26 protein-coding genes and 1 pseudogene are annotated in these 26587 nt (G+C 55.9%); 10 read left to right on the plus strand and 17 right to left on the minus strand.

Annotation, left to right across the window (positions count from 1 at the left end; all coding sequences use genetic code 11):
- Window positions 1-12: 12 nt before the first annotated feature.
- Genes DFT_RS03325 through DFT_RS03340 form a run of 4 tightly spaced genes read right to left on the minus strand, consistent with a single transcriptional unit; the run spans window position 13 to window position 4673 of the window.
- A complete protein-coding gene (locus DFT_RS03325) occupies window positions 13-732 on the minus strand; it encodes a pyridoxine 5'-phosphate synthase (RefSeq protein WP_054029799.1) in 720 nt (239 codons plus the stop codon).
- A 29-nt stretch (window positions 733-761) separates the two neighbouring features.
- The gene (gene ybeY / locus DFT_RS03330; RefSeq protein WP_054029800.1) at window positions 762-1214 is read right to left on the minus strand and encodes an rRNA maturation RNase YbeY; all 453 of its coding nucleotides are present in this window, start codon (window positions 1212-1214) and stop codon (window positions 762-764) included.
- The gene (locus tag DFT_RS03335; protein ID WP_054029801.1) at window positions 1114-3531 is read right to left on the minus strand and encodes an HD family phosphohydrolase; all 2418 of its coding nucleotides are present in this window, start codon (window positions 3529-3531) and stop codon (window positions 1114-1116) included. Before DFT_RS03335 ends, ybeY begins: the two co-directional genes overlap by 101 nt.
- A gap of 14 nt (window positions 3532-3545) precedes the next feature.
- Complete coding sequence (locus DFT_RS03340) at window positions 3546-4673, minus strand: PhoH family protein (RefSeq protein WP_083453289.1); 1128 nt, start codon at window positions 4671-4673, stop codon at window positions 3546-3548.
- 294 nt (window positions 4674-4967) lie between these two features.
- On the opposite strand from DFT_RS03340, the gene DFT_RS03345 reads away from it, so the two are divergent.
- Together DFT_RS03345 and mazG are read left to right on the plus strand one after the other, a co-directional pair.
- Window positions 4968-5498, plus strand: coding sequence for a CvpA family protein (locus tag DFT_RS03345; protein WP_054029802.1), 531 nt, complete (start codon window positions 4968-4970; stop codon window positions 5496-5498).
- Window positions 5477-6337 carry a nucleoside triphosphate pyrophosphohydrolase gene (gene mazG / locus DFT_RS03350; protein WP_235506162.1) on the plus strand — a complete coding sequence of 287 codons (861 nt, stop codon included), beginning with the start codon at window positions 5477-5479 and terminating at the stop codon, window positions 6335-6337. Before DFT_RS03345 ends, mazG begins: the two co-directional genes overlap by 22 nt.
- Window positions 6338-6355: 18 nt before the next feature.
- On the opposite strand, the gene DFT_RS03355 is transcribed toward mazG, so the two are convergent.
- The 4 genes from DFT_RS03355 to DFT_RS03370 all read right to left on the minus strand — a co-directional run bounded on the left by DFT_RS03355 (window position 6356) and on the right by DFT_RS03370 (window position 9203).
- Complete coding sequence (locus tag DFT_RS03355; protein WP_054029803.1) at window positions 6356-6646, minus strand: hypothetical protein; 291 nt, start codon at window positions 6644-6646, stop codon at window positions 6356-6358.
- Between the two features lie 124 nt (window positions 6647-6770).
- Window positions 6771-7196 carry a DVU0524 family FlgM-associated protein gene (locus DFT_RS03360; protein ID WP_054029804.1) on the minus strand — a complete coding sequence of 142 codons (426 nt, stop codon included), beginning with the start codon at window positions 7194-7196 and terminating at the stop codon, window positions 6771-6773.
- 192 nt (window positions 7197-7388) lie between these two features.
- Window positions 7389-8675, minus strand: coding sequence for a class II fructose-bisphosphate aldolase (locus DFT_RS03365; protein WP_054029805.1), 1287 nt, complete (start codon window positions 8673-8675; stop codon window positions 7389-7391).
- Between the two features lie 12 nt (window positions 8676-8687).
- A complete protein-coding gene (locus DFT_RS03370; protein ID WP_054029806.1) occupies window positions 8688-9203 on the minus strand; it encodes a DUF4124 domain-containing protein in 516 nt (171 codons plus the stop codon).
- A gap of 267 nt (window positions 9204-9470) precedes the next feature.
- On the opposite strand from DFT_RS03370, the gene DFT_RS03375 reads away from it, so the two are divergent.
- A complete protein-coding gene (locus DFT_RS03375; protein WP_054029807.1) occupies window positions 9471-11555 on the plus strand; it encodes an ABC transporter substrate-binding protein in 2085 nt (694 codons plus the stop codon).
- Entirely contained in the window at window positions 11552-12859 is a 1308-nt protein-coding gene (locus tag DFT_RS03380; RefSeq protein ID WP_054029808.1) for a 3-deoxy-D-manno-octulosonic acid transferase, read from the plus strand. The genes DFT_RS03375 and DFT_RS03380 overlap by 4 nt, the downstream gene beginning before the upstream one ends.
- Window positions 12860-12874: 15 nt before the next feature.
- On the opposite strand, the gene DFT_RS03385 is transcribed toward DFT_RS03380, so the two are convergent.
- Window positions 12875-14197 (minus strand): ATP-dependent 6-phosphofructokinase, encoded by a 1323-nt coding sequence (locus tag DFT_RS03385; protein WP_054029809.1) that lies wholly within the window; start codon window positions 14195-14197, stop codon window positions 12875-12877.
- 23 nt (window positions 14198-14220) lie between these two features.
- Window positions 14221-15219: a KpsF/GutQ family sugar-phosphate isomerase gene (locus DFT_RS03390; protein WP_054030075.1), complete on the minus strand. Its 999-nt coding sequence runs from the start codon at window positions 15217-15219 to the stop codon at window positions 14221-14223.
- Between the two features lie 205 nt (window positions 15220-15424).
- Here DFT_RS03390 and DFT_RS03395 point away from each other — a divergent pair, with 205 nt between their 5' ends.
- Window positions 15425-15703 (plus strand): PxxKW family cysteine-rich protein, encoded by a 279-nt coding sequence (locus DFT_RS03395; RefSeq protein WP_054029810.1) that lies wholly within the window; start codon window positions 15425-15427, stop codon window positions 15701-15703.
- Window positions 15704-15791: 88 nt separating this feature from the next.
- Window positions 15792-17105, plus strand: a complete 1314-nt coding sequence (locus tag DFT_RS03400; protein ID WP_054029811.1) for an aminotransferase class I/II-fold pyridoxal phosphate-dependent enzyme — start codon at window positions 15792-15794, stop codon at window positions 17103-17105.
- 40 nt (window positions 17106-17145) lie between these two features.
- On the opposite strand, the gene DFT_RS03405 is transcribed toward DFT_RS03400, so the two are convergent.
- The 4 genes and pseudogenes from DFT_RS03405 to DFT_RS27175 all read right to left on the minus strand — a co-directional run.
- Window positions 17146-17637 (minus strand): Crp/Fnr family transcriptional regulator, encoded by a 492-nt coding sequence (locus DFT_RS03405; RefSeq protein WP_054029812.1) that lies wholly within the window; start codon window positions 17635-17637, stop codon window positions 17146-17148.
- A 305-nt stretch (window positions 17638-17942) separates the two neighbouring features.
- Window positions 17943-18686 carry a tRNA pseudouridine(38-40) synthase TruA gene (gene truA, locus DFT_RS03410; protein WP_054029813.1) on the minus strand — a complete coding sequence of 248 codons (744 nt, stop codon included), beginning with the start codon at window positions 18684-18686 and terminating at the stop codon, window positions 17943-17945.
- A gap of 9 nt (window positions 18687-18695) precedes the next feature.
- On the minus strand, window positions 18696-19640 hold the full coding sequence (locus DFT_RS03415; protein ID WP_054029814.1) for an AEC family transporter: 945 nt from the start codon (window positions 19638-19640) through the stop codon (window positions 18696-18698).
- Between the two features lie 206 nt (window positions 19641-19846).
- Window positions 19847-19954, minus strand: a pseudogene (locus DFT_RS27175) (hypothetical protein); the annotation flags it as partial.
- Window positions 19955-20211: 257 nt separating this feature from the next.
- Here DFT_RS27175 and argJ point away from each other — a divergent pair.
- The 3 genes from argJ to DFT_RS03430 all read left to right on the plus strand — a co-directional run bounded on the left by argJ (window position 20212) and on the right by DFT_RS03430 (window position 23538).
- Window positions 20212-21399, plus strand: coding sequence for a bifunctional glutamate N-acetyltransferase/amino-acid acetyltransferase ArgJ (argJ, locus tag DFT_RS03420; protein WP_054029815.1), 1188 nt, complete (start codon window positions 20212-20214; stop codon window positions 21397-21399).
- Window positions 21400-21414: 15 nt separating this feature from the next.
- Entirely contained in the window at window positions 21415-22143 is a 729-nt protein-coding gene (locus DFT_RS03425; protein WP_054029816.1) for a pseudouridine synthase, read from the plus strand.
- 84 nt (window positions 22144-22227) lie between these two features.
- The gene (locus DFT_RS03430) at window positions 22228-23538 is read left to right on the plus strand and encodes a nucleotide sugar dehydrogenase (RefSeq protein WP_083453292.1); all 1311 of its coding nucleotides are present in this window, start codon (window positions 22228-22230) and stop codon (window positions 23536-23538) included.
- A gap of 120 nt (window positions 23539-23658) precedes the next feature.
- Here DFT_RS03430 and DFT_RS03435 read toward each other — a convergent pair whose 3' ends face one another.
- The 3 genes from DFT_RS03435 to DFT_RS03445 form a co-directional block, all read right to left on the minus strand.
- On the minus strand, window positions 23659-24030 hold the full coding sequence (locus DFT_RS03435) for a hypothetical protein (RefSeq protein ID WP_054029818.1): 372 nt from the start codon (window positions 24028-24030) through the stop codon (window positions 23659-23661).
- Window positions 24027-24902, minus strand: coding sequence for a glycerophosphodiester phosphodiesterase (locus DFT_RS03440; protein ID WP_161807068.1), 876 nt, complete (start codon window positions 24900-24902; stop codon window positions 24027-24029). The genes DFT_RS03435 and DFT_RS03440 overlap by 4 nt, the downstream gene beginning before the upstream one ends.
- A gap of 176 nt (window positions 24903-25078) precedes the next feature.
- Window positions 25079-25549, minus strand: coding sequence for a universal stress protein (locus DFT_RS03445; protein WP_054029820.1), 471 nt, complete (start codon window positions 25547-25549; stop codon window positions 25079-25081).
- Window positions 25550-25686: 137 nt separating this feature from the next.
- Here DFT_RS03445 and DFT_RS03450 point away from each other — a divergent pair, with 137 nt between their 5' ends.
- On the plus strand, window positions 25687-26346 hold the full coding sequence (locus tag DFT_RS03450; RefSeq protein ID WP_054029821.1) for an HAD family hydrolase: 660 nt from the start codon (window positions 25687-25689) through the stop codon (window positions 26344-26346).
- Window positions 26347-26587: the final 241 nt, after the last annotated feature.

A 26587-nucleotide genomic window follows, 5' to 3' on the forward strand; every position in this document is an offset into this window, starting at 1 on the left:
CTGCGCCTTTTGTCATAATGAACGAATTAACGCCACCATATCCCGCACCGCCCTTTCCATGCCCACCAGAACGGCTTTGGCGATGATGCTGCGGCCCAGGCTGAATTCATCGATTTCGGACAATCCGGAAAAGAGCTTGATCAGACGGTAATCGAGCCCGCCGCCCACGGCGATGTGAAGCCTCAGACGATGGGCCATTTTGACTGCATCGACGATTTTGTCCCACTCCTGGCCTTGGGAGGCCGGAGATTTACTCGCACCAAGTCGGCCGCTGAAGATCTGCACCCAGTTGGCATGCACCTGGTGTACGGCCTTGATCTGCTCCGGTGCCGGTGCGACGGTGATACCCACACTGATGCCGTTGCTCTGCAGGGTGTCGACCACCTCGAGGAGATTTTTGTCATAGGTGCGCACCGTCATGCCGTTGTCGCCTTGATCCTCCTCGTCTATCGGCGGCATGAGCACCACCCTTTCGGGCCGGACGTCCAGGGCAAAGCCCACCATCTCGGGGCTGGCCGACATATACAACACCAATCGACTGTGGATCGATTGGCGCAAGAGGCGCACATCCTTTTCCTGGACGTAACGCCTGTCCTCTCGCAAATACACGCCGATGCCATCTGCACCGCCGATATCGGCCAGGAGTGCGGCCGCCGCGGGGTCGGGGCGCGGCGATTGCATGGTTTCGCGCAAGGTGGCGATATGGTCCACCAATACTGTTAACCCGGCCATAGTATTCCCCCCTGGTAAATGCTTTCGGATTATTCAGGTGACGGCGATGCCCCGATCAGCGCCAAAAGTTCCCGGCTCTTGGCTTCCATCACCCGGGCTTCATCCTCCGAATGAATATGGTCGTAGCCGAACAGGTGCAGGATGCCGTGAATCAAAAGTTCATAGAAGCGTAGCTCCGTGTCCATGCCCGCCGCCAGGGCCTCTTCGGCGCATGTGTCCATGGATATGACGACGTCCCCCAACAGCTCTGGATGGATATTGGTATGCTCACCCTCCCGCATGGGAAAAGAGATGACATTGGTAGGACCCTGGTGTTGAAGGTACATTTCGTTGAGGCGGGCGATCTGCGCATCATCGACCAACACCAGCGACAGTTCGCCGTCAGGACAGCCCAAGGCGTTTAAGATGACCCGGGCGCTCTTTTGAACGGCTTTGATCTTTATTGGGTGCTTTTCCTGTTGGTTGTCGATCAGTACTGCCATTTTTGACCTTGCTGCTCTCCTTGGCGCCGGAATCGGCATATTCGATGCGGTGATGGTGGATGCCGTACAATATTTTATTAAAACTTTTTGCGATACTGTGCAAATCCTTGAGGGTCAGCTCGCAGTTGTCCAGCTGTCCGTCTGAAAAGACCTTGTTGATCAAGTGCTGCACCAGTCCTTGAATCCTGGCCGGGGTCGGGTTTTCCAGGGTGCGGGAAGCGGCTTCGACCACGTCGGCCAGCATGACCAGCCCGACCTCCTTGGTTTGCGGTTTGGGACCGGGATAGCGGAAGTCGTTGATCTTTACGGCGTCTTCCCCCTTGAGCTGTTTGGCCTTTTCAAAGAAATAGTGGATGAGGCTGGTGCCGTGGTGCTGCTGGATCGTATCGATGATGATCTGGCCCAGTTTCTGTTTTTGAGCGATCTCGATGCCGTCTTTGACATGAGCGATCAGAATCAGGCTCGACATGGAAGGGGCCAGCTTGTCGTGCTTGTTGCGTCCGTCGGTTTGATTCTCGATGAAGTACAGCGGCTTCTTGACCTTTCCGATGTCGTGATAGTACCCGCATACCTTGGCCAGAAGCGGATTGGCACCGATTTCGGCGGCGGCCGCTTCGACCATCGATCCCACAATGACCGAGTGATGATAGGTGCCCGGCGCCTCGATCATCAACCGCCTCAGGATGGGGCGGTCCAGGTTGGCCAGCTCGAGCAACGTGATATCCGTGGTATAGCGAAAAAGCATCTCCACCAACGGCGCGACACCCAAGGTGATGACGCTGGCGGTGATGCCGCCGACGAACGCGAACGCGCCGTCCCACAGGAGGTTAATGCCGCCGTAACTCGAATTATAGAAGCCAAAGGCAATGGCCAGCAATACATTGATCAATCCCACCTTGGTACCCGCCGATATGACGACTTTACGCTCCCGGCAGCGTTGGACCCAATAGGCGGCCATGGCATTGGGGATCACGAAGAATAGGAACACGTCGAAGCGGCCGCCAAACAACAGACTGGTGCAGACGGCCGAAACCAGCGCGAAAGGGATGGCCATTTCGAATCCGAGGACCAGGCACACCAGCATGCTGACGGCCGAAACAGGTATGGCATAGACGACCGAACTGCTTGGGATGGAGAAGATGCCGCCGAACAACTGTGCCGTCGAGAGGACGACTCCGATTTTCACCATCACCATGACGAACACCAGCATCAGGGACATGAAAAGCAGGTTTTTCGTCGTGTTGTGACGCGCATATCGAGGTTGATGAAAATAGAGCACGTACAGCACCAGGATCAGCGTGATCAGGGCGAGGGCGGCACCCAGGGCACTGGTGAAGACGTGCCGGTATTCGTGCTGGTCCTCCATGGCCCGCAATTTGAGCAGTTGGACCGCCGATACCCGTTCGCCTTCGCGCAGCAGCATTTCGCCGGCCTTGATTTTGTACATGATCGGCTTGATATCGGCCAGGGCTTTCTTTTTGCGGGCCTCGGTTTCGTTATGATTCAGGGTGATATTGGGGTAGAGCAGTTGTTGACTGACATCGACGATCAGGTTGATCACATTGTAATTGAAATTTTTGACCAGTGGCTCGGCAATGATGCGCACCATGGTTTTGGCCTGGTCCGGACCGTAATATTGTCGCAGTGAATAGACGGTCGTCTCTTTTTGGGAGACCACATCGCGCAGGAGGATGCCCTTGTCGACCTCTTTGAGCAGGATTTCCTTGTTGGCCACCACGCCGTTGTTCAAAATATCGGTGACGATGCGGATGATGGTCTCGGCAATGGGCGGCGCGAACCCCTCGCTGATCAACAACCGGAAAGCGCCCCGGCTGATGTCGATGCCGAGCAGGGTCGCGAAGGTCTCTTTTTGCACCATCATCGCATTTTCAAGGCGCTGGCTGGCGGTATCGACCGTGGGTGGCGTCGCCGGAGTCTCATCGGTGCTGTCGGCCGGTGGGGTTATGATCGTGCTCTCGAGCTCTGTAAGGGATTTGCGCATCCTGGCGAAGGCGGTGCGCACCTTTTCGGTCAGCTGGTCGGCAATCCGAGGATCGTGGTCGTAGACCGTCAAAATCTGTTCGATGATGTGTTGACGGTTGGCTTCGGTGGCGGCCCGGTCTTCGACGAAGAAGTCGCGCGATGCTTTGATGTCGCGATCAGCGATATCCCCGAGGTCATAGGATTGTCGATGAACCACAAGATTGGGTGCCAACAGGATTAAGAAAATCACAGTCACCAGGACCAGCATCAACCACTTGAGGCGTTTTTCCAGGGTGTCGGGAGAGATTTTTATGCGCTTGGGGTCGGCACTCATGGCGATGCGTCTGCCTATTTGTCCAGGATCGAATGGAGCGTTTGGTCTATCTGGCCCATCTCTGGTGGACTCATTTTCGATGGACCAGTTTGGGACCGATCGATTTTCGATGGCTCCGGTCTATCCATGGGTTGGCCGATGGGTTGGCGTTGATAGACGCCGTTTGGGGTCAGCGCTTTGCGGTCCGTCGCTGACTCGTAAGCCTGGATAATCTCTTGTACCAGCCGATGGCGTACGACATCCCGCTGGGAAAAAAAGACCATTCGGATCCCCTCGATATCGGCCAGAATATCCTTGGCTTCGATCAATCCCGATGTCTTGTGGGGAGGGAGATCGATCTGGGTGATGTCTCCGGTGATGACCGCCTTGGAGCTGAATCCGATGCGGGTGAGAAACATTTTCATCTGTTCCGAGGTGGTGTTTTGAGCCTCGTCCAGAATGATGAACGAATCGTTCAAGGTTCGCCCGCGCATGAAGGCGATGGGGGCTACCTCGATGGCGCCTTGCTGCATCAGACTGGTGACCTTCTCAAAACGCAGCATGTCGTGCAGGGCATCATACAGGGGGCGCAAGTAGGGATCGACCTTCTCGGCCAGGTCTCCGGGCAGAAAACCCAGAGCCTCGCCGGCTTCCACTGCCGGGCGGGTCAGGATGATCCGGCTCACCTGGCCCTTGGACAGCGACGCCACGGCCATGGCCATGGCCAGGTAGGTCTTGCCGGTGCCGGCCGGTCCGATGCCGAAAACGATATCGTGCTGACGGATGGCATCGATGTACTCTTTTTGGGCCCGGCTTTTGGGCGTGATGGCCAGTTTTTTGGCCGTAATGTAAACCGTGTCGAGAAAAATGTCCTTCAACCTGGCCCGATCGTCCGCACTGAGAACGCGTATCGCGTAGTCGATATCCGTGGCATAAATCGGGTAACCCGCTTTGAGCAATCCATACAGCTGGGTCATCAGGTTTTGGGCCAATCGAACGGAAATTTCCTCGCCCTGCAAATGGGCCGTGCTGCCGCGCGCCTGGATCGTTATGGAGAGCGCCTGGGCGATGCGTTGCAGATGGCCGTTGTGCTCGCCGAACAGCTGTCGCGACAGTTCTACGTCACTGAACGTGATCTTGGTTTGGTAGTCGGAAACGCTCATGGGCCGCCTTGGTTCGACTCGCTCCTTTGGTCTTGCTGACTTGAATCAGATGTCACCCTGCCATGATCGGCATGAGATAACTGTGGAGAATATAAAACTTCATTGCTGAATGCAAACAGCATTTCAATTTTTAATGAAAGCCGGGCCGGATCTAATGAATAGCATTCAGTTAGAGTCCCTGTTTTGAGCGCAAGCTACTTGACCAATGCCATGGCCTCTGTTAGCGTTTCCCTTTTCTTTAACTGCCGGCTTCGCCGGTGATTCGCGAAACAGCCAAAGATACTCAGGTGACCCGTGAACCTGCTCGACATTGTCCTGGCAACCATCATCGGATTCTGCCTCGTTCGTGGAATTTTCAGAGGGTTGATCAAGGAACTGTCATCGATCGTCGGCGTGGTGGCCGGATTTTACGCGGCCTATAGTTATTATCCGTGGCTTGCAAAATTTCTCCGGCGATGGATCGATGACCCGAGCTATGCCAATATCCTCGGATGTCTGATCCTCTTCGTGGGGATCTATCTGGCGGTCAGTGCCGTCGGTGTGATTATCAAGTACCTGATGAATATCGTTTTTCTGGGATGGACCGACCGGCTGTGCGGACTGGTTTTCGGAACCCTCAAAGGGGTTCTCATCGTGTCGGTCATCGTGATCCTGCTGACTGCATTTTTACCTAAAAATTCCAGCTTGCTGAGAGATTCCCTGATCGTGAGGCACACCATGGTGATCAGTACGACCATGGTTCGGGTCGCCTCCGTGGACATGAAAAAGCTATTCAGCGAACATTTAAAGGAATTGAAACAATCGTGGCAACGCAAAAAGAGTTGACGCCCACCCCGACTTTTGCCGCCTTATTCGAGCTGATTGCGACCTTGCGTGGGGATAATGGCTGCCCCTGGGACCGAAAACAGACACCCCGCAGCATGACCGTCTATCTCATCGAAGAGGCCTTCGAACTGGTCGAGGCCATCGAGTCCGACGACACGCCGGCGATTCTCGAAGAGTTGGGCGACGTCCTGTTTCAGGTGATTTTTCTGATGTATCTCTACCAGCAGGCAGGGCGGTTTTCGCCCACCGATGTCCTGGCCCGAAATTTGGCGAAAATGATTCACCGGCACCCGCATGTCTTCGGATCGGACAAATTGGAGAACGCCGCCCAGGTGAAGGAGCGCTGGCGCGAGCTTAAACAGCAGGAGAAGGGCAAGGATGCGGGCTCCATCCTGGATTCGGTGCCGTCGGGATTGCCTGCCCTGATGCGGGCCTACCGCATCTCCGAAAGGGCGGCTGGTATCGGCTTCGATTGGGATACCCCTGCGGGTGTCATGGATCAGACCGAAGCCGAATGGCAGGAGTTCAAGGAGGAGGTGCACCAGTTGCCCGAAGAACCATCCGGGAATCTCGACCGGGTCAGGATGGAATTCGGCGATGTTCTTTTCACGATGATCAACGTCGCGCGATTGCTCGGCGTTCACCCCGAGAGCGCGCTCTCCGCGTCCACCTCAAAATTTATCCAGAGATTCAAAAAGATGGAAAAGATGGCGTCCGATCAGGGCAAACAGCTCGGCGAGGTTCCCAGGCAAGAGATGGAATGCTTGTGGTCGGCCGCGAAAGAGGGGGATGAAACGTCATGCCACCTGTCCACGGCAGAGGAAAAAAGCGGGGGATGAGATCATGGCCAGAAGGGATCAGGCGTGTTCATCAACCGGTTTGTAATCCGGCGGCAGTCGGAAGATGAGGTCGCCTTTCTGGTTGTACTTTTCGAACACCAGGGTGTCGTCTTCCATCACATATTTGGTTTGGTCTTCCTTCTGCGAGGTCTTGCTATCGGTTTTAGCGCCGGCCTCTGAGTTTTCGACCGGTCTGACCTGCCTGGTCTCTGCCGCTTGTTGTTGCGCGGTTTGCTTGTCATAAGCCGAACCAATGGATTCGATTTTGACAGCCGTTCGCAACGATCCTTCATTAATCTGGTCAATCATGGTGGTCCCCCTTTTGCACGTGTCCTTCGCGCGTATCCAACTTTTCCGGCTTCCCCTTAACAGCCGCCATTTGCGGTCAAGCAGTCATCGGACCATCGCTTTCCCGTTATCTCACGCACGCATTTCATGCCAATTCGTTTCCCGTCGGATCAGCCCCGGCTTGCCGGGCCAGTTGTTTATCGATCAGTGGATTGAAGTGTCTGACCGGAAGGGAGTTAATCGTTTTTTGATCGTTTTCGTCAATCGTCGTGTAGGTAAACTCAATGTCTCTTTCTGCCGATCGTACCGATCCGTTGACGCGGGGGCGGTCCATGTTTCGTAGCAGGGTTTCCTCGAATCGATTTTGGGGACCGTTTTGGGCAATGCGATCCACGATTTCGGTTGCTACCTGGTCGATCAAGGCCTGCCGTTGGCCGTTGCCCGATAATTCGACGCGATCACGGGCAGATGAATCCCCTGACAGTGAAGGCGCCTTCTGACCCGAACACCGGCTGAGTCGCTTGCGATAGACATCGAGGACGTTGTGGATTTGATAACTTTGAATATACATTTTAAGTCCCTCCGGTATGGATATCGGCATTAGCGGTTGGGACTTAAGAAAAAAATAGAACTTCTATCTTGGAATTTTATAACATCCAGAAAGTATTAGATTAATTAACTGGCGTGGGAATTCCGACGCGCCGAAAAAACGGGGGCACGCCATGCGTGCCCCCGTTTCCTCGCTAATTTTTTTGATCGTCGATCAATCTTCGAAATTACCTTTAGGTCCTTTATCGGCGTCGATGGATTTGGCGCGTTCCACAATTTTTGCAGGGGTCCACTCGGTAGGATCTTCGATGCGTTTAGCCTTGGGACCGGGGTCATGGCTTGCTGTTTTCAGGATCTGGTCGATGGCCAGTTCAGCGGTATCCTGGGCATTGAGGACGTTGACCAGCATATTATAGACGAATTGCTCGACGCGGTCGGCCATTCGCTCCCGGATTTCCTTGGGTTGCGCCAGAAGTCTGCTTTCGAAGGGCAGATTGAGCTTTTTGTAGTTGCCTCCCTTCCAGCCTTTGGATTCGGCGTAAGCTTGCATCTCGGTCCACATCTCCTCGCTCATGCCCTGGTCCTTGACCTTGATGAAGCCACCGTTGGCATCCAGAATGGCGTTGCCGTAGTCGTTGACCTCCACTCCCCAGGAGATCATCTGCAGGGCGGTGGCCACATTGGCTTTGGTCGTACGGGTCTTCTGGGCAATCTGGCGCAGGCGATCCGAGCTGTTACCCGAAGTGCCATGCTGCGCACCGGACACATGGTACGGGGTGAGGGCTTCATGGATTTCCGCGGTGAGTTCGACCTGGATCCCCTGGTCACTGGCTTCAATGCCATGGGTGGTGCCGTTATTCAGGGCGATCCAGTTGGGGAAAACGCCGTGGGCATTGAGCCCCTGGATCAGAAATAGGGCTTCCTCCTTGGTAGATAGGCCCTCTTTGCCCTTTATTTCACCAACTTCCGTTTCGAGACCGGCCCACTCGGGTACAAATGGATTGAGCTCAAGACTGGCCAGGAGGTTGTCGGCGTCGGGCATGTGGGAGGCGTCGATGGCGATCGAAGTAATGCCTGCGTCAAACATCGAGGGGATCTCTGTCTTGGCCGTCAGAATATCCTTTTGATTTTTGATCCCATAATGATCGGCGTGGATGGCTACCGGTACGCTGATGTCCATTTCGTTGCACAGTGCGTCGACCGTTCGTGCCATGTTCCAATAGTTTATCGGGCAGTAAGCATCGATACCGCCCTCGGATTTGGCGATTTCGATGATGAGCGTGGCATTGGCGCGTTGTGCGGCACGCAGCGCCCCACGAATGACGAAGGTGTTACGGCCGTTGGCCGCCATGCAGATGCTTTTGCCTTTGGCCAGCATGGCCAGGTCGATGAACTTGCCACTGACCAGCAGTGCATTGGAGTTGGGAAACAACGCTTGAATGTTGGGCGGGCGTCCGACAGCCAATGCCTTTTTGAAGTCCGATGGGGCGATACGCGCCATGGGTTCACCTCCTTATGGATTCTGGGATTCCTGCTGTCCCGACTTTAATTTTTCATTAAACGCAGCCACTTGATCGGCGTAAACGGCACGCTTTTCCTCATAGGCCTGGATACGGGCATTGAATTCGACGATTTTTTGGTTGTAGGCTTTGATTTGGTCCGGTGTGACGGCGTCTTGCTTTTCCTGGTCGAGGGCGGCGCGCTCTTTCATCAGAATGTTGTATTCGTCGTTCAGGGCTTTTTCCCGGGCCTGGATGGACTGGCGTTCATTTTCGAGGCTGCTGCCCACTGCCCATGAGGCGTCATGTTGACTCTCGTCCGTTTTCGTCTCTGTCACGGCTGCAGGGGCTGCACTCCGGGAGTCCTCATAACTCTGGGCTTTGTCCCGCTGCTCGACGGGTACTTTACTCAAATCGTCGGTGTAAAGGACATTGCCATGTTCGTCGACGTAACGATAGAAATCGGCTTCGACATGGGGTACTGCAATCGCCAGAAAAAGCCAAACCACTATCCAAAATCTCATTTTCATGATCATCCGCCTTTGTGTCCATGCTTGCGTCGGCTTCAGGACCGACAGTGCCCTGACAGATTGCTTTTTGTTCGAGACCTACTTTGTATTGAATCGGGGGCCCTTTTGTTCTTTGATGTATTGATTCGGCCACTATATTGTTTTACAAAGTGCTCTGTCAAGGTTGCTGATCTATATGGGTAAAATTCGATCAACTATTTGAAAATTTTTGTTTTTGGTGTATGTTGGCTCTCAAAGAAGGCTTCTTTCAAGGGATCGGGTGACGGCGTGCAACAGAAGTATTTGCATCATCATAAAGCAATCCACAACTGGCTTCGGCTCATCTTTCTGTCCATGATGCTCGGCGCATGCGTCTCTCAGCCAACGACGGCACCCGAGCCGACCATGCGCCCCATGGAAGCCGGCGATTCTCTCTTCCTCGAGGGCGAGGAGGCCCTATCCAGAAATGATCTGGATCGCGCCCAAACGATTTTTACAAATTATCTCGGTCAGTATCCCGAGGGAAGGTTTGCGCCGAATGCCTGGCAGCTGATCGGCAGTATTTATGCTCAAAGGGGAGAGGATGGCCCGGCGGAGGCCTTTTATCGGCGTGCAATGGCGCTGTTTCCCCAAAGTCCGGCGGCCGACCGCGCCCGTTTGGGCATCGCGGACCTGTACGTGAAATCCAACCGGATCCCCGAGGCCATCGCTCTCTGTCATGAGGCTTTGTCCAACGGGCCTGAAATGAACCTGAGCATCGACATCTGGAAGCGATTGGCCCATCTCTATCAGGTGGTGGGTGATTCGGCGGACGCGACGCTGTATGCCTATTTGATCTATAAAAATATACCCCCGCCCGAGGACGAGATGTGGCGGGCGCACCTTCAGGAGTCGATTGCCCGACTGGATCCCCAAGCCATCGATGCGGTTTGGGACCGTATAGAGGATCGCCAGATACGTAGTTTTTTGATTTATCGATACGCAACGGCCGAAATTGAGCGTCACAACTACACCACCGCCCTGGAAGTGTTATCGGCCTTTAGAGTTGCCTTTCCAGGCCATCCGTTCGATCAAGCCGCCGCCGAATGGATTCGACAGCTTACCGAACGACTTCATTTTGAACCCTATACGGTCGGATGCCTCCTGCCGTTGAGCGGCCCTTACGAAACCTATGGGCGGCGTGCACTCAATGCGGTGGAAATGGCGTTGAGTCTGCTTCAAACCGGAGAAACCGCACTGCCCGTGCGACTGGTCGTTAAAGACACAGCTTCCGAGGATGACATCGCCGTTCAGGGCGTCAGGGAATTGGTGCAGGCAGGTGCCGGGGTGATCATCGGTCCCATTGCCGCCGCATCGGCCGCCGCGAGCGAAGCCCAGCGCTTGAACATCCCCATAGTGACATTTACCCAAAAGACGGGAATCACGGAGGTCGGAGATTTTGTATTTCGTCATTTTATTTCCCCTCACGATCAGGTGAGGACCCTTGTCGACTATTTCGTGCACCATCTTTACCTGCGCAGTTTTGCCATCATGTACCCTCGCGAATCCTATGGCACCACTTTCATGAGGTTGTTCTGGGATGAGGTGAACCGGCAGGGCGGACGGGTGGTCGGTGCCGAGGGATATGATCCCCAGCAGACCGATTTTGCGGTCACGATCCAAAAACTGGTGGGCACCCATTATGAGGTGCCTTCGGATTTGCGTGCAAAACCCGTTGTCCAGGTGGAATCCAATCCATATTACCACCGGCGTTCGGTGAATACCGAAAACCTGGCCGATGTCCTTTCCGATCCGGTGACGCGGATGACCGGGTTGTTTTTTCAAGACCCCGATCAGGATCGCGTTAAAGGTCCGGCCATTGGTCGCATAACACCAGAAGATCGAAAGAAATCCAATGTCGATTTCGATGTCTTGTTCATTCCCGATGCCCCAAAAGCGACGGGGTTGATTTTACCCCAATTGGCCTACCATGATGTGGAAGATATCTACCTGGTGGGTACCAACCTGTGGCACTCGCAACAGCTTATCGATATGTCCTGGCAATATGCCCAGGATGCGGTCATGGTCGACGGATTTTTCAAGGAGAGCTCCTCGGAAGCAGTGCGCGGGTTTGTCGACACCTATCGCAGCATTTACGGTCATGAACCTGGCGTGATGGAGGCGTTTGCATTCGACACGACGAACCTGATTCTGACCTTAATGGCCAGGGGCAAGATAGAGATGCGCCAAGAGTTGCGGGATGCCATGAAGGACATCTATCTGGCACGGGGGGTGACCGGTGCGACGGCCTTTTCGGGCAATGGCGAAGCGATCAAGCGTCTCAGCCTGCTCAGGATCAAGGGCGACAAGTTTGTCGAAGTCGCGTTGCCATGACGCCTTCTTTTTTTCTTTACAACCTCGTCGGTACGGGCGCCGGTCTCACCCTGGCGCCGCTGTTATGGCTCTATTACCGAAATAAAAGCGAGGAAAACGAGCGGTTTCGCCAACGCATGGGGCGATATCCGCAGTCGTTGCGGGTGGCACACGAGGCGCGACCCAGGGTTTGGTTGCACGCCGTGTCGGTCGGAGAAGTGGGGGCGGCCGCAGCCATTTTAAAGCCGCTGTGGGAGCTCAGACCCGATTGCCATGTGACACTTTCTTGTACGACCAAGCAGGGACTCGCACGCGCCAGGTCTCAACTGGGTGATCGGGTCGAATTCTTTTACGCACCCATCGATCTGGCCTGGCCGGTCGACCAGGCGCTGACAATGGTGCGTCCGGATGTGCTGGTCTTCCTCGAAACCGAAATCTGGCCCAACTGGATCGAGCGTGCCCATCGAAAAGGGATCCGTATCGCCATGGTGAATGGCCGGATTTCCGTACGGTCCATCCACAATTATCGAAAAATAAAACCCCTCATGCGCCATGCCCTTTCCCGTATCGATCGTTTCAGCATGATTTCGTCGGCCGACGCGGTCCGCATCGAATCCATGGGCGCGGATCGGAGACGAATTCAGGTCCATGGCAATGCCAAATTCGACAGCCCGGATCCCCAGGCAGCGGGTGACGCTGCAAGACAATGGGCCCGTAGGCTCTTAAACCTGGCCGATACGGCGCCGGTCATTGTCGCCGGAAGTACCCGCCACCACGAGGAAAAAATCGTATTGGAGGCGTATGCCCGCATTTTGCAAAGCTGCCCCGAAGCGATCCTGATTCTTGCGCCGCGCCACCTCAACCATATCGACGACATCGAAGAATGCATCAAGGCGGCTGGTTTTCCCTGCCAACGCCGCACCACGCTCGATCCGCCCCGATGCGAGAGAAGCGCTCAAGTCGTCTTGCTCGATACGATCGGTGAGCTGGCGGCGATTTACAGTGTGGCCAGCCTGGTCTTTTGCGGCGGCAGCCTGGTGCCCAAGGGGGGACAGAATGTGCTGGAGCCGGCCATGTGGTCCAAACCAGTGCTTTTCGGCCCCTCCATGGAGGATTTCGCCGATGCGCGGACGCTCATCGAAAAAGCTGGTGGAGGGGTGACCGTTCAGCATGTCGGTGAATTGGCCGAGGTCGCCAGCGATTGGTTGCGCCATCCATTCAAAGCGGATGCTGCGGGCAAAGCCGCTCGTCGCGCTATTCTGGCCCATCGCGGGGCGGCTGCAAAGCATGCCGCCGTCATTTCCCGGCTATTAGGAGATCTTTAAAGCGGCTGGCGGTCGTTACTCCGGATTCTTCAGGGACCCCTGACCGGTGGCCGACAGGACCGCCGACCATAGTTCGCCTTTTGGGGTGACTTGTTTGCGTTGGCTGGTGGCTGCCTCCATGGGAATGTGGACGAAGTGATTGTTCCAACGTCCGATGACCAGTTTGGTTTTACCGGCCATTCCGGCATGTACGGCATTGCGACCCAAAAACCCGCAAAATACACTGTCGTTGGCATTGGCCGGCAGGCTGCGGATCATGTAGCTCGGATCGATATATTTGATGTTGATGTCGATATCCTTGGCCTTGAAATATTTCAAGATCTGATTTTTCAGATAGATACCGATATCGTTGAGACGAATGTTGCCCGATTCATCGCGTTCTTCGGGTAGGCTCTCAAAAAATTTCTGTCCCGCACCCTCTGCGGCCACAATGACGGCATGACCTCTGGATTCCAGCCGTTTCTCGACGGCCGCCAAAAATCCCTCGGGTCCTTCCAGATCGAAATCCACTTCCGGAATCAGGACAAAATTGACGTCCTGTTGGGCCAGGGCGGCCGTTGCGGCAATGAACCCGGAATGACGGCCCATCAACTTGATCAGCCCGATGCCATTGGGGTAGCCGGCCGCCTCGTTGTGGGCGCCGATGATCGCCTGGGTGGAGACTTCCACCGCCGTATCGAAGCCAAAGGATCTGGCGATGAGGTAGATGTCGTTGTCGATGGTTTTGGGAATGCCCACGACACTGATTTTCAGGTTGCGCGCCAGGATGGCGTCGGCGATTTTTACCGCGGCCCTGAGCGTGCCATCTCCCCCGATCATGAAAAGAATGCCGATATTCATCCGTTCCAGGCAGTCGATAATTTCATCGATATCCTGGGGTCCTCGTGAAGAGCCGAGGATCGAACCTCCCCGATCGAGGATATTGGTGACCGCGCTGGGCTCCAGGTCGATCACTTCGTGACCGTATTTGGGGATAAATCCCTGCAGACCGTAGCGCATGCCATAGATGTTACGAACACCATAATGGTAGTAGAGCTCCAGGACCACAGAACGGATGATGTCGTTGAGGCCCGGGCACAAGCCGCCGCAGGTGACCAGGGCACAGCGCAATTTGCTGGGATCGAAGTAGATTTTTTCGCGGGGGCCCGCTAATTCAAAGGTCGGCGGGGTCTTTTGATCCTTGAAAAGTTCTTCAATTTCCGATGCATGAATATGCACCAGCACCTGGTTCTCGTCACGCACGAAGGCGGGTGATGTACCGCCCCGATTGAACAAAGGGGAAGTGATGCCGGCCTTCCCCAGCTTGGTGATGGTGGTGTCGATCAATTCTATGGTCATCCGATTTCTCCTCGGCCGTCGGTTCACGTGCCGTTGAATTTAAATTCGCCTTTTCCCAGTATATCGTGCAAATGCAGGACGCCCTTGACCCTTTTTTGGTCATCGGTGATCGGTAGAACGGTGATCTGGTGACGTTCCATGATGTTGAGGGCATCGTAGGCCGGGATGTCCTCCTGGGCACTGTGGGGCCTGGTGCTCATGATTTGGTCGACGGTCATGGTCGCCAGGGCTTTTTGGTCCGCCAGGGCGCGCCGAATGTCGCCATCGGTGATGATGCCGACCAGGCGTTCAGAGGCATCGGTGATCAGGATAACGCCCAAGCTGTGGCGGTTGATCTCTTCTATGGCCGCGCTCATGGATGCCCCCGCACGAATCGCGGGCACCGCCTCGCCGGTGAGCATGAGGTCGCCGATATTGCGTGCCAGCCGCTGTCCCAGTGCGCCGCCAGGATGAAACCGCTTGAAGTCGTCGGGCTTGAAATGCTTGCGGTTGATCAGCACGACGGCCAGGGCGTCTCCCATGGCCAGCATGGCGGTGGTCGAGCTGGTGGGCGCCAGCCCCAGCGGGCAGGCCTCCTTTTCCACCGCCACATCGATAATGAAGTCGCTGTGGCGGGCAAGGGTCGATTTGCCGTTACCGGTGAAGGCGATAATCGGGCAACCTTCCGAGCGGATGCGGGGGAGCAGAATGTTGAGCTCATCCGTCTCCCCGCTAGAGGATAGGGCGATAAAGACGTCCTCCGGGCTGACCATGCCCAGATCGCCATGCATGGCTTCCACCGGATGCAGAAACAGGGCGCGAGTGCCTGTGCTGTTGAGGGTAGCGACAATTTTTCGGGCGATGATACCTGATTTGCCAATCCCCGCGATGATGACACGGCCCTTGGAGTTGCAAATCAGGTCGACCATTTGGACGAACCGATGGTCGATCCGGCGGCTCATGGCCAGGATGCCCTCGGCCTCCAATTCGAGAACGGCCGCGGCCTCGTTGAGTATATGTTGGGTATCGGGTTTTGGGGTCATCTTTTTTTCACATTTGTCCTTCGGCAAGCCGGATGTATAACAACATCACCTTTTTTGCAATGCCGGCTTGGTAACATTAAAATATTCCTTGACAAGGTTGTCAGCCTTGACTATAGGGCATCCGGACGTAATTCTGGAAAAATAGCCGGATGAGCGCTTATCCGGCTTTTTTTTGTTTAAATTTCGTATAAACGAGGTGATTGTAATGATTTGTGAAACCATCCGTAAGGGTTCCGAATGTGCCTTCATGACTGCCAAGGGGCGCGGATACAATGGCGGGCATTGTTATGAAATCGTGGAGGCCTGCCAGGGTTGCAGCCGCGCTGTCCAGCTGAGCACCGGCTGGTATTGTACGGCATGCCCGGAGCCGGCCCATAAGTGGAAAAGAGGCAATTGCAACCTGGCCACCCATGTGACCAACACCGTTGTGACCGCCAAAGCGAAAATCAATCCGCTGAAAGCATCCAAGCGCGCAAGCCGCTAATGCCCTCAGGCGCAATCCATTGACCCCGCCCTGAGGCATTGGGCGGGGTTTTTTTATTGACCAACGGAACACCGGGAGTAGCCGTAAGATGAATCCGCTTGCCGAGGAACTTAATCAGATCATTCGACAGGACAGCACCCCCGTCTGGAAAATGCTGTCCAATGTGGGCCGACAGCTGTTTTTCCCGAAAGGCATCCTGAGCCAGAGCGCAGAGGCAAAGGAAAAGGCGCATCGAATCAACGCGACGATCGGAATCGCCAAAGAATCCGGTCACACCATGTGCTTCCGAAGCATCATGGATCCGCTGGACGGTATTGCGCCGAGCGAAGCGCTCACCTATGCGCCTTCATTTGGACTACCGGCATTGCGCAAGCGCTGGCAGGAGGATTTGCGCCGTAAAAATCCGACGCTGGCCGACCGGAAGATCAGTTTGCCGGTGGTCACCTGTGGCATCACCCATGCGATCAGTACGTTTGCGGACGTATGGGTCGATCCGGGAGATGTAATTTTGATGCCCGATATGATGTGGGGCAATTACAACATGATCTTCGGCGTGCGCAAGGGCGCGCGGTTGAGCCATTACGCGCTTTTCGACGAAAACGGCGGCTTCAACTTGACCGCCTTCGAAGCGGCCATCGCCAAAGAATCCAAGACGCATGAGAAGATCGTCGTTTTGCTGAACTTTCCTCAAAATCCAACGGGATACACCGTTACAGGGGCGGAATCCGATGGCATTGCGGAGATCCTTGCCCGGGCCGCGGCCAAAGGGACTCGCTTGCTGGTGGTGCTCGATGACGCCTATTTCGGCTTGTTTTACGACGATCAGATCCAGAAAGAATCCCTCTTCGCCAAGCTGTGCGGTCGACACGCGAACCTTCTGGCCGTGAAACTGGACGGAGCCACCAAAGAGTATTTCGTGTGGGGTTTGCGCATCGGGTTCATCACATATGGCCTCACTTGCAGCGGTGACCCACTGCCGGTCTATGACGCCCTGGAGCGTAAAACGGCCGGATGCGTGCGCGGGAACATATCCAATGCGTCTCATTTGGGCCAGACGTTGTTGCTCAAGGCCATGCAGGACCCGCGAATCCAGGACGAAATGGTTGAAAAGTTCGAAATCCTCAAGGCGCGTGCCTTAAGGGTCAAAGCGGTATTGGCCGATGAGCGGTACGCATCGGCCTGGTCGGTTTATCCTTTCAATTCAGGTTATTTTATGTGCCTCAAGTTGAAAACGGTCGAGGCCGAACCGTTGCGGGTGCATCTGCTGGATCGGTACGGGGTGGGACTCATCGCTTTGGGCAAGTATGATTTGCGGGTGGCTTTTTCCTGCGTGGACGAAGAGCAGATCCAGGAATTGTTCGATACCGTTTTGCAAGGTGTCCGGGACCTGGAAGCGGTGTGATACCGGCCGGTCGCCTGGCCGAAGGCGACCGGTTTGACGGTTACCAGAACTTCAGATTGATGCGGCCCTTGGCCTGAATGAAAGCCTCGGTGGTTTGACGCAGGCGACGGGAAAGGATTTCCGACATCAGCCGATAGAACACATAGCCGAAAGCGAGCTTTTCGTTGCCGGTCAGTTTTTCAAGATAGAAAATATCCGTGGCCAGGCAGACGGTGTCGGTCACTGCATGGGCTGAGGCCGAGCGCCGGGAGCTGTCCAGAGCGCCCATTTCGCCAAAAACCTCTCCTCTGCGCGATAGAAGGGCAATTTCTTTGCCCTGTTTGGTGATTTTGATCCGACCGTACATCAAGAAATAGAGCCAGGTATCGGAGAGCCCCTCTTCTACGATACATTCCCCGGCCTTGTATTTTCGAATTTTGCTCATCTCCAGCAATCTGTTCAGTTCCTGATCGTCAAATTTCTCCAGGACCGGAATATTTTTCAGGTTCTCCATCATGGTTTCATTGTTTTCCAGAAATGTTGTTTCCTGCATGCGTCATCCCCTCGTAAAAGGTAATGTGGAGCCTCGCTCATCAATATCGGCCGCTTGTGGGTTAACATGAGTTCCTTGATCCAGAAAGCGTTAAGGGCGCATTCATGGGGATAGCTTTTCCGGATTTTGCAATTTGGGTGCCATCTGGCAAACCGGTATGGAACAAGGTGGGTGCCTTCGGTGTTGCCCTGCTTGGCCAATGGGGGGTGTAAAAAAGGATACTGGGTTTATATCTTTATGCATGCTCAGGGATAGCGGAGTTGAATCACCCGGGTGGATCCTTTCCCGGGTGGATTCCAAACAGATCAATAGAACACTTCGACCAGGCATAATCCGTGGGCCGGGGCGGTCATGCCCGCCTGGGCGCGGTCGCGGGCGTCCAGGATCACGGCAACTTCGTGGGGTGCCATTCGTCCCTTGCCCACCTGGACAAGGGTGCCGGTGATGTTGCGGACCATATAGCGCAAAAAACCCTGTGCCCGGATTTCAAAGAGAAGGTGGGATTCGTCCTCCATTCGAATTTCGGCGCGCATGACGTGGCGGATCGTATGGGCGCGCGGACTGCCGGCGGCTTCGAAGGCCTTGAAATCCTTTTCTCCGATGAGGTGGCCGGCCGCTTCGCGCATGGCGGCGATATCGAGCGGCGTGCGGATCCACCATTGATATTGCCGCCCGATTGCCGCTGGCAGGGGGCTGTTGAGAATTCGGTAGCGATAGGTTTTGGATTGGACATCGAAGCGGGCGTGAAAACCGGCATGCACCTCTTCACAGGATCGGATGACGATGTCGTCGGGAAGCAGGCTGTTGAGACCGTTCCGGAAGGCCTGGGCATCGATGGCGGTGTCACAAGTGAAATTGGCGCATTGGCCCAGGGCATGAACACCTGCATCGGTGCGGCCCGAACCGATCAGTTTGATGTCACTGCGGGTCATGCGTTCGAGCGCCTCCTCGATGCGGGCCTGGATGGTGGGACCGTTGGGCTGTCGCTGCCATCCGCAATAGGCGCTGCCATCATATTCGATCACCAGTTTGAAGTTTTTTGTCGCCATGTCATGACCTTAAATGGGATTGAGCAACGACTGCGCTTTCAACAGCCACAAAACGGCCGACAGGGTGAAAAAAGAGAGTGCCGTGGAGAGCACGATGGTGGCCGAAGCCAGTTCGGTGTCACTCTTCAACTGGGCCGAGAGCACATAGATGGCTGTGGACGTGGGCAGTGCGAAAAAAATGACCCCCAGGGCGAAATCGTCGCCGGAGATCCCCGCCAGTTGCAGGATGGCAAAGCCGATTGCCGGCAACAGGACCAGTTTGAATCCGGCGCCGACGGCCGCGAGGGGAAAATGGCGCTTGAGCGTCTGCGGGGTCAGACTGCCGCCGATCGAGAGCAGGGCCAACGGCAGCGTGATCGACGCGCCCAACCGTAACGTGTTTTCGATAAAAAGCGGAAAGCGGTTGATCCAGGCTGCATAAAGCAATCCGGCCGCACAGCCGATCACGAGGGGGTTGGTCAGAATCGAGACGAGAGTTTTTTGCAGACGCTGCTCCACACGCCCGGGGGTTGCCGAGAACCAGATCAGGGTGGTGACGGACAAGACATTGATCAATGGGATCACCAGCCCGATCAGGACGCCGAAGCGGGCCACGGCCGGTTCGCCGAGAACGCTGAGAATCACCGCCAGGCCGACATAGCTGTTGAAGCGATAACAGCTTTGGGAGAAGGTGCCGGCTTGGAATGCCGGGATCTTGAAAATCAGGATATAGAGCGTGCTGACCATATAGATGCAAATCACCGTTCCGATGACGGCGAGGTAAAAGCGGCCCGCCTCGGCATTGAAAGCCTGTTCGGCGGCGCCGATTTTCCAGAAGAGCAGGATGGGGAAAAAGATGAAATAGATGAGACGGTCGGTAACCGCCAGGAAGGCCGGGTTGGTCAGCCCGAAGCGCTTGAGGGCGGAGCCCAGCGCAATCAGCGCAAATACGGGGAAGAGGTGTTGAATGATCATGGGGGGGTGCGTCGTTCCAGATCTTGGGGTCGGCATCTAAATAGTGCCCATCCACAAATGGCCAATTGGCCCGATATCGGTGTTGCGCGAAAAATTTAATCCTCGGAATATCGACCATATGCCTGCGGTTAAATTTTTCGCACGCCTTGATCTCGAACCAGTTTGCCTACTTGTGGACGGACACTAAAAAGGCGTGGGCCGGATGGTCAGAACCGGTCGCACCACAGACCGCCCAGCGCCGTTTCCATTCTTTCGTCCAACTGATCGAGCAAATCGGACAGTTCGTAATTTTTACCGCAGTCCCCGCAGTGCCAGCGAACCTCGCGTCAGGTCCGTCGAAAAATCATCGCCGTATGACAATGAGGGCATTCGAAAGTCAGTGTATCGGGTCGCATATCCATCTCTTCCTATGGTCGAATCAAAAGGTCTTCCTATCTATTTAAATCCGGGTGTTTTGGCAACCCAAAACGAAAATTGACATTTGACGGCATTTGTCCCATGAAGTGCTTTTTGATGGGCATTATTTCGCCAAAAAACGTTTTGAAGCGAGTCTGCAACAAGGAGGCCAAAAATGGTCGACGCAGTCCAATGCAAAGGTTTTTCCGCGTCCGGTCTTGCGGCCGGGATCAAGAAAAACAAAGGGCGTGATCTGGCCCTTATCTATTCAGAGGTGCCGGCCACCGTGGCCGGTATGTTTACCCGCAATCGGGTGGCCGCAGCACCGGTGCTGCTTTCCAAAGAACGGGTGGCAGGCGGTGTGGCCCGGGCGATCGTGGCCAATGCCGGTAACGCCAATTGCTGCACCGGGCCCCGGGGATTGGCGCATGCCCGTGCCATGACAGCCGGTGTGGCGTCTCGACTGAGTCTGGACGATGCCCAGGTGCTCGTCGCCTCCACCGGCGTGATCGGCGCGCCGCTTCCCATTGAAAAGGTGGAGGCGGCATTGCCGGACCTGGTCGCCGGGCTCCGCCCCGACGGCTTCGAAGATGCGGCCCGCGCCATCATGACCACGGACACGGTGCCCAAACTGGTGGTTCGGCGGGGGGAGATCGACGGCCGCGCCTTTTCCATCGTGGCGGTGGCCAAGGGTGCCGGCATGATCCGGCCCGACATGGCCACCATGCTCTGTTTCATTTGCACCGATGCCGACATTCCGGCCGACCTCCTGAAACAGATGCTGGCCCCGGCCGTGGAACGCTCCCTGAACCGCATCACCATCGATGGCGACACGAGTACCAACGATACGGTGCTCCTGATGGCCAACGGCATGTCCGGTGTCGACATCCGGAGCGGCGCCCAGCGCCGGATTTTCCAGGGATTGCTCGATGACATGTTGCTCGATATCGCCCGCAGGCTGGTCAAAGATGGCGAGGGCGTCACCAAGGTGGTAGACGTCAAGGTGAAGGGTGCGGCATCGGATGCCGATGCTTTGCGTTTGGCCGATTGTGTGGCTCATTCACCGCTGGTCAAGACCGCCTTTTTCGGTGAGGATGCCAATTGGGGGCGCATCATGGGTGCCCTGGGCAGGGCCGGGGCGGCGCTGGCACCTGACCGCGTCGACATTTACTTCGACACGGTGCAGATGGTCGCGGCCGGGGTGGGGTGTGGCCAGGCCCGCGAAGACGAGGTCACCGCGGTCATGAAGCGGCCCGAGTTCGCGGTCACCATCGATCTGCACCTGGGAGAAGGCGAGGCATCGATCATCACGTGCGACTTTTCCATCGACTACGTGAAGATCAATGCGGATTATCGGTCCTGAAAAGCAATGGGTGTCATGCGATTGCAGAAATGGCTCTCCGACGCCGGAGTGTGCTCACGGCGTCACGGCGAGAATCTTATCCGGGCCGGCAAGGTGCGGGTCAACGGCGCGGTGGTGACCACCCTGGGCACCAAGGTCGACCCCGACAAGGATCGGGTCGAGGTCGACGGACAGCCGGTTCAGGCGCAGTCGCAGAAGATTTATGTGGCTTTGCACAAACCCAGGGGGTATGTGACCAGCTGCGACCACCCCGGTCAGCCCCTTGTCGTCGATCTCATCGATATCAAGGAGCGCATCTATCCGGTGGGGCGTCTCGACAAGGATTCCACGGGACTCTTGCTGTTGACCAACGATGGCCGCCTGCACCATCGACTGTCCCACCCTTCGTTCGACCACGAAAAGGAGTACGACGTAACGGTGGATCGCCCCATCGGCGACGGGGACTTGAAACAACTGTCCGATGGGCTGCCCATTCTGGGCAGCATGACCCGCCCGGCCAGGGTGCGGCGTCTTGCCGGACGCCGTTTCCGCATCGTCCTGCTGGAAGGTCGAAACCGCCAGATCCGCAGGATGGTCAAGCAGCTTGGCTACCAGGTCAAGCGCCTCAAACGGATCCGAATGGCGCATATTCACCTGGGGAATCTGCCCGAAGGGGCCTGGCGGCATTTGACCGCTGCGGAAACCCGGCGCTTATTGGCGCAAGTGGCTGGTAAACGGCGGTCGGGACAAGAAAACCCGACCTGAAACCTATCGGCTCGATCTTGTTTTTGACGTAATTTCAGGGTATAAGGTTGACATCACAAACCAACAAGGAAAAGGATCGCACAGATGGTGACGTTCGAGTCGTTGCAGGCACGGCAGGATAAAATCGCGGTGGTGGGATTGGGATATGTCGGATTACCCCTGGCGGTTCATCTGGCCGATCATTTCGACGTGGTCGGGTATGACATGAAAGAGGCGCGCATCGCCGAACTTCGAGACGGCCATGACCGCACCCTGGAGGTTGAGGATGAACGGCTCGCCCGGGCCGCCATCACCTACACCAGCAGGGCCGAGGATCTGGCGCTGTGCCGTTTGATGATCATTGCCGTGCCGACGCCCATCGACGCTTACAATATTCCAGACTTGAGCCCGCTGCGCGGTGCCTCGGAAGCCGTCGGCCGCCATCTTCAGCGGGGGGCCTGTGTCGTCTTCGAGTCCACGGTCTATCCCGGCGCTACCGAGGAGGTCTGCGTGCCGATCCTGGAGAAGACCTCCGGGCTGACCTTCGGGCGCGATTTCACGGTGGGTTATTCACCGGAGCGCATCAATCCGGGGGACAAGGTGCATACCCTGGAGAGCGTGGTCAAGATCGTATCCGGCTCAGACGCGGCCAGCGCCGATCTCCTCATGAACGTCTACGGCCGGGTGGTCAAGGCCGGTCTGCACAGGGCCTCGAGCATCAAAGTGGCGGAAGCGGCCAAGGTGATCGAGAACACCCAGCGGGACCTGAACATTGCCTTGATGAATGAATTGGCCATGATCTTCGATATCATCGGCATCGATACCTTGGAGGTGCTGGAAGCCGCCGGCAGCAAATGGAACTTTCTGCCATTCCGCCCCGGACTGGTCGGCGGCCACTGTATCGGCGTGGACCCCTACTATCTGACCTTCAAGGCCGAATCCCTCGGCTACCACCCCGAGATGATCCTGGCCGGCCGGCGCGTGAACGACGGGATGGGCAAATATATCGCCGAGCGCACCGTCAAGCTGCTGATTCACAGCGGCAAGGCCGTAAAAGGCGCCAAGGTGGGGGTCCTGGGGATCACCTTCAAGGAGGATGTGCCCGATTTGCGCAACACCCGCATCGTCGACATCGTCAAGGAGCTTGAAGATTACGGGATCGACGTGCTGGTCCACGATCCCCTGGCCGATCCAACCGAGTCCCGCGAGCATTATGGTCTGGAATTGCGTCCCATGGAGGCGCTGAGCGGTGTGGACGCCGTCGTGCTGGGCGTCATGCACAAGGCTTACCGCACCATGGGATTGGCCGGCGTGGCGGCCCTGTGTACGAACAGCCATCCGATCGTGGTGGATGTGAAAAGCCTCTTTGACCAGGAGCAGGCCGATCGGTTGGGGGTGACCTACTGGCGGCTTTGATCATCGCCATTCACCCGCATAATGGGAATCATGGTGATCGATGCCTATCCGCCTGTGCCTATCAGATTGATAGAGGCGTGTACGGCAGACTATCAAAAAATATCCAGTTGTCTTTGTGGATTATTCCTTGTCCATTAAAATGATACAATAATTCATATCGGTTATCTCGTTTTTTGGTGGTATGGCACATCTGTTGCTTAATCCGCTGGCGATGGCGGCCGCTTCTTCGTTCCGTCGCGCCATACGATCCATTCCGCCGACATTAAGGATAAAGATATGATTGCTGAATCCCCCAAACCCTTGCCTGCCGACCTCGGCATGCACTGTTACGCGTGCAACATCCGTCCTGCCACCCACCTTTGCCGGTACAAAATCGGCGAGATGGCCGTTCAGGTGTGCCTGTGCGATGAATGTATGCAAATGGATACCCGGCGTTTGATCGAGCACACCATCGGTATTCAGGAGGCCGTGAGCAGACCGTCCGACGATCATCTCGTGTTCGATGAGGTGAAGTTTTCGTCCTTTAGACAAACGGTTTGACCCGATGGACAGTGCAACTGCGCTTGGATCAATGCTTCTACCAACATTTTCTGCAGTCTGCCGGCACAGTTTGAGAAGATAAAATCCACACCACGATTCAACTCCCGAAACAGGCTGTTGCGCGATGCCGGGAATGCACAGCCGACACCTTGGCCATGAGTGTGGTGGCGCCGGATTAAGGTGCGTCTCAACATGCTGTAATGGGTGGCCAATCCGCCCCATCGATGTTCCAGCACCCACCGGCTGAGACGATAGGGCCAATGGTAGGCGATGGCAATCATACAAGAGGGCGCCAGGCCCGACAAAGGAGCCATGATCGAGGGGTCGAGGACCATCAGATGGTAATCCACAACCGGCCGCAATGGGGCCAGGGCTTCGCGCAGGGTGCGGCTCTGGTTTCGGATATCAGACCATTCGCCGCGTTTGATCTCGATCATCAGATGCAACCGTTTGCCGAATCTTTCGACCACTTCCGTCAAGCTGGGGATCGGTTCGGCGCAGGCTCGCAGTTGTCTGAAGGTGAGTCGGTCGATTCGTTCCGATCGGGAAAAAAGTCGGTTGAGATCGGGATCGTGAAACACGACCGGCACGAGGTCGCGGGTCCAGCGCACATCCAGCTCGATGCCCCAAAGGCCGGCATCGGCAGCGCGTTGAAAGGCCGCCAGGCTGTTTTCGAGGACCATCCGGTTGTCGTGTTCACCGCGGTGGGCGATGAGTCGGCAGGCCTTTAACACCGAAACCGGCGGCGTGGGTTGGGGTTTGTGCGCAAAATAGGCATCCATCATGCGCATGTAGTACCCTTCGATCAGGGGCAGTATCGACATGGATCGAGATTCTGCATAGTGCCCATCCACAAATGTCCAATTGGCCCGATATCGGTGTTGCGCGAAAAATTTAATCCTCGGAATATCGACCATAATCCTGCGGTTAAATTTTTCGTGCGCCTTGATCTCGACCCAATTTGCCTATTTGTGGACGGGCACTAATTAGTGGGTGGGCGCTAATTGACGATGAGCACCGATATGTCTTTGGCGCCGTTGAACACCTTTTGAGAGACACTTCCGAGGAACAGCTCCTTTACGCCCGAAATGCCGCGGCGCCCCATGACGATCAGCTGGTAATCCTTTTCCGCTTCCGCCAGAATGTCGCGCGCCACGCCGTGTTTTTTATCCTCGATTTTGGTCGTCACATGTTCTGGGGGAAAACCGGCTGCGACCAATGCGTTTTTAGCCTTTTTCATTGCCTCGCGCATCAGTTCCCTCTTCTTGTCTTCCAGTGCACAAAAGCTGGTCTGCTGGGATTTAAACAGCGGGATCAACTCAGGGCTGTCCATCTTGCACAGCGCTGCCGTGTCCAGCATGACGCTGAGCAGGGTGACCAGGTTGTCTTTTGAAAAGTTCTGGGCGACGAATTCAGCCGCCCGAAATGCATTTTCGGAATCGTCGAGGGCAATGAGTATTTTTTTGGCCATGTTTTCCTCCTTTGCATACGGTCCGATCAACTCTTTTCTCTTTGAAAAGAAACAAAATTTATATATTTATAGGTAGTTTTGCTTAAGATGTCCATCATATTCGGAATGGCGGAGTGCAGAAAGCAGGAACAAAGACGGTGATATCCAGGACCTATGACGGGCCGGCAGGCGATCCGAGCGGACCCATTCAGATCAAGGCGGTATTGTTTGATTTTGACGGGACCCTCACCGCGCCGGGCGCTCTGGATTTTTCTGCCATCAAGGGCGCGCTGGGTTGCCCGCTCGAAATTCCCGTTCTGGAGTACATCCAATCCATGGCCACGCCGCGTCTGAGGCGAGCCGCAATGGAAAAACTCATCGCATTTGAAATCGAGGCGGCGCGGCAATCGATACCGAATCACGGTGCGGTCGACACAGTGGCCTGGATCAAACAGCGCCGTCTGGCCTGCGGTATTATCACCCGCAACAGCAGGGCATCGGTGTTGTGCGCCTTGGAAAAGTTCGATCCCCTCGGGCCTGGAGATTTCGACCTGCTCGTCACACGGGAAGATCCGCCCGCACCCAAACCGAGCGCCGAAGGCGTTTTCTGGGCGGCCCGCCGGCTGAACGCCCGGCCACGTGAAATTATGATGGTTGGCGACTACCTGTTCGATTGCCAGGCCGGCCGTGCCGCCGGTGCAACCACCGTGCTGCTGGATCCGGACAACAACCCGCGTTTGCGCGCGGCCGAGTGCGACTATCGCATCGGTCGATTGATGGAGATTAAAAGCCTGATCGCCGCATCTCAATTCCCTTAACCCTTTATTCGAACAACAGTCAGATGAAACAGCCACCAGGGCTGGATCTGATGAATGTCATTCAATTAGAATAGCTGGACTTTTCTGCACCGGCTTGACATACCCAGCAAAATGACATTACTGTGAAGACGTCTTTTCGGCATTAGAATCGCCTACCACAATACCGACACGTCGGCCGCAGCGAGTGGGGCAGTTACTGTCTCTTCTCGCAGCAGATGCTGCATGGGCGTACCGACGGGTC

The organism is Desulfatitalea tepidiphila, assembly GCF_001293685.1.
Lineage (GTDB): Bacteria > Desulfobacterota > Desulfobacteria > Desulfobacterales > Desulfosarcinaceae > Desulfatitalea > Desulfatitalea tepidiphila.